The following is a 7430-nucleotide window of genomic DNA, read 5'->3' as shown; positions in this document are numbered from 1 at the left end:
AGCTAAGTCGTAACCATGAACGAATTGAATCTAACGCCAACAGGTGAGCCAGGGCGCATCCATGGAATCGATGCCCTGACTGGGCTGCCCGGGCGAGAAGGCTTGCTTAGGCGTGTCAATGAGCTTCAGGCAGATTCCCAAGCCGCCTTGATATGCATCGATCTGGATCAACTGTCGGCGCTAAATGAAACTTTGGGATTGTCTGCTGGAGATGTGCTGCTGGTAGAGGCAGCACATCGCATTGCCAAATATGCAAAGTCTGAGGACTATCTGGTGCGCTACGGAGGTGACAAGTTCGGGCTATTACTTACCTCTCAAACAGTGCCCAGTCAAATTGAACAAATTGCAACTGCTTTAATCGAGGCCCTTCGTCACCCCTATCTCATAGCCGGAAGGGAGGTCTACCTGGGAGCAAGCATTGGCTTGGCCTTTCAACAAAGTCATGCCGTGGCGCATGAGAGCCCTGATGGCCCTCAACTCCAGTATTCATTGCTACGACACGCCGAAGCTGCATTGGCCCGTGCAAAATTGACATCGCGTGGCAGTTGGATATCGTACGCGCCCGATATGAATCGCAACTTTAGCGGACGATTGAATCTGGAGTCCGAACTCTACCAGGCCATAGAACTGCATCAATTTCTTGTTTACTACCAACCCAAGGCTTCGTGCAAAACCGGAGAAATAAGTGGTTTTGAAGCATTGATACGCTGGCAGCATCCAGAAAAAGGTGTAATCCTTCCATCGGAATTCATCCCAACCTTAGAAAACACGGGGCTTATTGAGCGAGTCGGCGCCTGGGTGCTTCGCGCGGCGTGCCAGCAGCTCAAGGATTGGGATGCGTTTGATTTTGAGCGTCTGAAAATGGCCGTGAATGTTTCACTGCGCCAACTTAATGATCCTCTGTTTCCAGAATTGGTAGCCACCATTTTGGCCGATACGGGCCTTACCGCAGATCGACTGGAGCTGGAGCTAACTGAAAGCATGCTCATGCACGATGTGATTCGTACGGAATCCCAGCTGTTCCGACTGAAGAAAATCGGCGTCAAATTGTCCATTGACGACTTCGGTACGGGATATTCCAGTCTTGCTTATTTGAAAAGACTGCCTATCGATACAGTCAAAGTGGACCGAGCGTTTGTGCAGGACATCACAACCGACCCGAACGACGCTTCGATTACACGCGCCATCATCAGCATGGCACATAGTTTGAAGATGGCAGTCGTTGCGGAGGGGATCGAGACGGATGCCCAGTTGTCCACACTCATCAATCAACAATGCGACATAGTACAGGGATACTTCATCGGGAAGCCCATGCCTTCACACGATGCTCTTGCGTTACTCCAATCCGGCTGGGTTCTCGCAGCATCAACTTTAGGTAGACCCGCCAAAACCAGAACATTGCTGCTGGTAGATGACGAAGACAGCATCTTATCGGCGCTGAAGAGGCTATTGCGCCGAGAAGGCTATCGTATTTTGAGTGCAAACTCTGGCGCACAGGGTTTGGAGATCCTGGCTGCCAACGATGTGGACGTCATCGTTTCCGATCAACGAATGCCGAACATGACAGGTGAAGAGTTTCTGCGTCGGACCAAAGACCTATACCCAGAAACCATGCGCTTGGTTCTGTCAGGTTACGCGGACATGGAGTCGATAACCAATGCAATCAATCAAGGTGCCATTTACAAATTCATGAGCAAACCGTGGGATGAGCAGCTATTGAGAGAGGGTATAGCAGAGGCCTTTCGACATAAGGAAATGAGTGACGAAAACAATCGTCTGACTAAGGAGGTGGCATCCAAGAATCAAGAGCTTCTCTTCAAAAACCAAACTCTTGCGAGGTTGCTTGACGAACAATCGCATCAGTCCGTTGTGGGATTGGCTGCGCTGTCCGCGTCGCAAGAAACCTTGCACTGGATTCCGGTACCCATTGTTGCTGTGGATCCCGAAGGGTTGATTGTTCTGCGCAATGCCGCCTTTGCAGAACTCAATTTCGAGTCAGACATTGCAAGCTTGCTGGTTCCCAAGCTACCTACATGGCCAAATGGATCTGCTCATCAGTTTGAACTGATTGACGCCAACGGTGCGGGCTGGCGCGTCGTGGGACGTCACTTGGTAACACAAATGCAACACAGAGGCACTGTGTTTGCCTTCCTTTCTCTAAATGACCGCCATGAATGATCCTGAGAGCAAAGCGATTACAGATCTTTTGGAATCGGCTTCCCTACCTAAAGTTAGGAGCGACGAAGCCGGTCCGTCTACCGATCAAATCGAATTGCGATTTCGACACGCAGGCACAGGGTCCGCAAGCACATCTCTGATGAATGCTTTGATCGCGTACCTAACTCAGTTGAGGTCTTGATGCCACCCAATCTCGAACAGGCCATTCAAATGGTCCGCCAATTGCCCAGCATACCTGAAGCGGTACAACAAGTACTAGGCTATCTGGACGACGAGTATGCGGAGCAATCTCTACTGGAGCGTGCAATCGCTCGCGATCAGGCTTTGGTCGCACGCTTGCTCCAGTTGGCAAACTCCCCATTTTATGGAGGAGCGAATCAGGTTCAGTCTATTCACGAAGCTGTTGTAGTTCTGGGTATATCCAACCTACGCATGATCGTGGTGGCCATATTACTAACTTCACAAAAGTTTCCCGGAAAACAAGATCAATCGTTGATGCAGACCATGTTTCGGCACAGCATTTCTGTTGGGATATGTGCCTATGTTTTAGGTCGCCGCAATCAGATCAATCCAAATCAGGCTTTTCTGGCGGGCATATTGCATGATGTTGGCAAGCTGGCGCTGGCATCTTCCTATCCTGAAATATATGCCGAGGCCAGAATGCTGCGGCAAAAGGAAGACATTTTGATGATGGACGCGGAGCAGCGTGTTTTTGGATTCGACCATGCCGCTATTGGGGCGGCACTATGTAGTCATTGGCATTTTCCGAAGGAAATCTGTGATGCTATTGGTGGTCATCACAGGCTAGCGGACTATGCCGAGTCTGTGCAGGCTCCAATGGCCAGTACGCCGCTGATGGAGGTGGTGCATCTGGCAAATGCTGTTGCGCATGCACTTAATCTGGAATCCGATATGCAGTCCTCAGTGCCAAGAATTTCCGAAGCTGCCTGGACGAATTTGGCCGGTACAAAGGAGAAGCTCGTGAAGGATTTTTCAGACATGCAAGGCATGTACAACAAGCTCGCAATGTTAGTCAACCTGTGACAGGTGCTTCTCAATGGACTTGCCTTTTCGCCGATTCAAGAAGGCCACTTTCAGTGGCTTACAGTTTGCGACCTAGCCTTGATTCGTATGCTACGAAAGCCTCGCGAATGTTTTCGCGCATGGTGTCATCATTCCAAGGTTTGGTAAAGAACTTGTATATTTCTCCCTGATTCACTGCACTGGTAATGGAATCCAAATCCGTATATCCTGAAAGAACAATTCGAACGGTATGTGGATAGAGTTCCTTGACTCGCGACAGAAATTCTGTACCGTTCATTTCAGGCATACGTTGATCCGAAACTACCACCTGCACATTGTGCGTGGCCAGCAGATTGAACGCCAGTGAAGCGTTGTCTGCGGTCAAAATATTGTAGTCTTCTCGGCGCAAGAGTCGTTTTAGTGCGGCCAATATGCTCGCCTCATCATCAATGATCAGCAGAGTTCTACGCTCATCAACCGATTGAAGCGGAAATTCGTATTTCCTTTGTTCAATCATCAACTGGGTGCACTCTTTGAACGAGATAGGTCGACTAAATAGATACCCCTGCATTTCGTCACAGTGATGACGACGCAAATAGTTCATTTGAGCTTCTGTCTCCACCCCCTCGGCAACAACACGCATCTTCAAGTTGTGGGCCAAATCGATGATGGAGATGCAAATGGACGCAGCGCTTGGGTCGATAGTGATCTCGCGCACAAAACTTTGATCAATCTTCAGATAGTCAATGGGAAGGCGTTTTAGATAGCTGAGAGATGAATACCCCGTCCCAAAATCATCTATCGATAGCTTCATGCCCATGTCGCGAATCGCGTTAAGTTTTTGTATGCTTGTCTCGACATCGGCTATGAGAACACTTTCCGTAAGTTCCAGGTCCAAGTAGAGTAGGTTCCCTGTATAGCGACGTCCAGTCAATACGTCCTTTAGCGTCTCTACAAAGTCTTTACGTCGCAACTGCATGCTGGACACATTGACGGCTACCCGAGGAGGCGTTATTCCGTCTTTTATCCAGGTTTCTATGTCGGTCATAGCTTTTTGCAAAACCCATCTGCCAACCTCCACAATCATTCCAGTCTCTTCCAGGACCGGTATGAACTCGCCAGGTGGAATCAGGCCATATTCAGGGTCTTGCCAACGAATCAAAGCCTCCAATCCGACAACATTTCCATCGGACATGCTGACTTTGGGCTGGTAGTACAAAACAAATTCACCCTGTTCCAACGCACGGCGCAAACGATTTTCAAGCAGCAACTGTTGCGAAACGCGAGCATTCATGGGCGATGCGTAGAACATGTATCGCTCATCATTCAACTTCGCAATTTGGAGCGCTGTTTCCGCATGGGCAAACATGGTTTCCACGTTCTCTGCGTCGTTTGGAAATAGGGAAACACCTGTGCGAAACGTAAGATGCAATTGTTTCCCGTCAATCGAATAAGCGAGATTCAATTGTGGAAGAATCGTATTGTCTAATAAATGTGCAATGTCAGATTCCTCTTTCAGCCCGCTTGCTATGACTGCAAAGTGGGTGATTCCAAGTCGCGCCAATCGGTCAGTTCCATTGAGTGCTTCAGCGAGGCGGCCGGCCACTCTCTTGATGAGAACATCTCCAACATGGCGTCCAAACGTGTCGTTGATGTCCTTGAAACGTTCAATATCGATCAGCAGTAACCCCAAGGATGATCTTTCCCCGTCTGCACGGGAATTATCCAGAAGCAGTTGAGTGATTCGGTCTTGAAATAATGCCCGGTTAGCTAACCCTGTGATCGCATCATAGTAGGCCAGATAATCTAACTGCTCGGTTTTTTGAATGTATTCAAGTGCAAATGCAATGTCGCCGGCAACTTCTTTGAGAAGATCGAGCTCCATTGCATCGGCAAAGAATTGAGGCTCGCTTGAGCAAAGTACCAGTATTCCGGCTACACCTCCTCCGACCCGCATTGGAAGAACAGCAAGAGAATGACAACCATTGGCAACTAAATTCGGAGGGAAAGTGTCCTCACTTGAAGCACTTAAGTCATTGCACAGCGCTACACCACGTTCGCTAAGTGCTTGACCAATCCAGCCGATATGAGCGTCAACGGTTTCAATCTGTGCCGCCGCAAAAGCCTTTTCCCAGTCATCGGGCACGGCATGATAACCTTTCCAGACTACCGGTCGCACGCGACTGCCTTCGGACTCCACGGTACCAATCCACGCCAGCTCAAACTTGCCTAGCGCAACGGCGATCCGACAGGCCTCATCGAAGAGTTCCAGTCGATCATGGCTACGCACGATAGTGGAATTAATGCCACTCAGTACAGCATACAACCGATTCAGGTTGATAACCTTTTGTTCCGTCTTGATGCGTTCTTGTATCTCAGATTGCAAGGACTCTGTGCGTTGCGCTACCTGGGTCTCTAGATGCAGAAGTAGTTCGCAGCGTTGCAGAGCGACGGTTAACTGATTTGCAATCGCATGCAGCATGCCCAGGATCTCATCAGACAGTTCCACGCTTTCCATGCCGATCAAGTTGATGGAACCCAGCTTGTGTCCATTTGCCAGAAGAGGGAGACGCGTCACAGGATACGACAGACTATCCTCCTGCACGTTTGCCGATTCCGGAGCCCCAAAGTTGCGTGCACGTGTGCCATCTTCATCGAGGGAAATCCAGCCAGAGCGGAACTCTGGGAGCTCCAGAATTCCCAGAAGAGCAAGCTTGCAAACCTCAGCTTCGCCAACTCCCCTGTTCAGATCACCAGCCACCCGATACAGCATTCGGAGTGTTGCATTCAAAGACGCCAATTGCTCGGATTTACTCTGCGCCCGTTGCCGTTCCTTCAATTCACGGCCATGCGATTCTGCAAGTCGCGCATAGAGAATTCCATTCTCTGCTAACAACACCATCAGTACGAAGCTAGATGCAACCAATCCGTAGATTCGACCAACATACCAGCCCAGGTCGTACCGACCATGGTTGAGAACGGACGCCAATGCTATATCAAATATCCACACCCAATTGACGGCCATCAGTCCAAGATCAAATGTCATGTGTGGACGGCGTACCCAAAGCGCAAAAAGCGCGACGGCGGCCATTAGCCAAGTGATCGTTGCAACTACCACCTTTGTGGAGGCATCGTCATTCCCCAGCATAAGCGCGGGAAGTGCGCTTGCACTGTGAGTTGCTAGAAAAACCAACGACAAGGCAACACCCACCGTGACCGCGGCACTTGTGACTACTGTTCTGATCTGAAACGACGAAATCTTGCTGGTCGTGAAATCCAAGGCTGTTATTTGCTTCTTCAAGACGGCATAAATGACCACAAAGGACGGGAAACCAGCGTGCCAAAAAAAGTAAAGCCACGCGGTCGTCTGTGAACCGTTTCCAATCAGCCCCTGTGGCGCGAAAAGACCAGGAAAACTGAGCCCCTGTGAAATCGCCATGATCAGATTGAATAAGTAACCACAAGCCAGGGCCAGCAACGAGCGCTGACGAAGCATGATGAACTGTCCTAGCAGCAGAACAGCAGTAATCAAATCAACAATGCACATCGCTGAGAGATACAGCGCGATGAAAGTAGGGAAGGGGGGCAGTGCAACTTTGGCAAAAGGTGCCGCTGCAGCGAATATGCCAGCGGAGACCAGGACAAAGATTAGCAGCAGACGGCGTTCTTTCCGGTCTGCCAATTTGGTAGAGATGTAATTCTCGCCGACCTCATTCATGCTTATAGCCTCGGCAATGAGTGACAAATGTTTGCACCAACAATTGACTTTAGTCAAGAGTTGATTGAATAGGCCTCGTCGTCATAAGTCAAGTGATCTCTGCGAATAGCGTATGGGCAACTTCGATCTCTCCAATCGGCTTATGTCTAATGGATAGATAGATGTTGATGGCAAATCAACAATTTCATTTGTTCCTTCGTGGAAAAGGTGAAATTCCATATATGTGAAAAAATAGCAATGAGCGGCAAGGCAGTCATTGAAATGAACGCAGTGTTCGATTCCGTGCTGATGGAGCAAGATTCGGGCTTGAAAAGCACATTGCAACGGGAATCCAGTGGTTTCTGAATGGGCACATACAGACTTGTCCCGTCGTACTTACAGGGGGACACAGGTGATCGGCCAGTCTTATGTCCTTGCACCATCTGAGCACGACCGCTCACTAGCGGTTGGCAGGTTGACATTGAATAGGTGAATCAAGTCGGTCAGTCACATGCCGATTTGCCATCATGTG

Annotated in this window: 3 protein-coding genes; 2 read left to right on the top strand and 1 reads right to left on the bottom strand. The window is 49.5% G+C overall.

Annotated elements, in window-relative coordinates; all coding sequences use genetic code 11:
• Positions 1–15 precede the first annotated feature (15 nt).
• Entirely contained in the window at positions 16–2178 is a 2163-nt protein-coding gene (locus tag AC1RMF_RS25630) for an EAL domain-containing protein (RefSeq protein WP_493145307.1), read from the top strand.
• A 180-nt stretch (positions 2179–2358) separates the two neighbouring features.
• A complete protein-coding gene (locus AC1RMF_RS25625) occupies positions 2359–3222 on the top strand; it encodes an HDOD domain-containing protein (protein WP_493145306.1) in 864 nt (287 codons plus the stop codon).
• 58 nt (positions 3223–3280) lie between these two features.
• On the opposite strand, the gene AC1RMF_RS25620 is transcribed toward AC1RMF_RS25625, so the two are convergent.
• Positions 3281–6919, bottom strand: coding sequence for an EAL domain-containing protein (locus AC1RMF_RS25620; protein WP_493145305.1), 3639 nt, complete (start codon positions 6917–6919; stop codon positions 3281–3283).
• Positions 6920–7430 lie beyond the last annotated feature (511 nt).

This window comes from Rhodoferax sp. GW822-FHT04A08, assembly GCF_058801025.1.
Note: the sequence above shows the minus strand (reverse complement) of the source record. Positions and strands in the feature narration are given on the sequence as shown.

Coding starts and splice junctions, on each gene's coding strand:
- AC1RMF_RS25625 (WP_493145306.1), top strand. CDS start 2,359: ATGCCACCCAATCTCGAACAGGCCATTCAAATGGTCCGCCAATTGCCC.
- AC1RMF_RS25620 (WP_493145305.1), bottom strand. CDS start 6,919: ATGAATGAGGTCGGCGAGAATTACATCTCTACCAAATTGGCAGACCGG.
- AC1RMF_RS25630 (WP_493145307.1), top strand. CDS start 16: ATGAACGAATTGAATCTAACGCCAACAGGTGAGCCAGGGCGCATCCAT.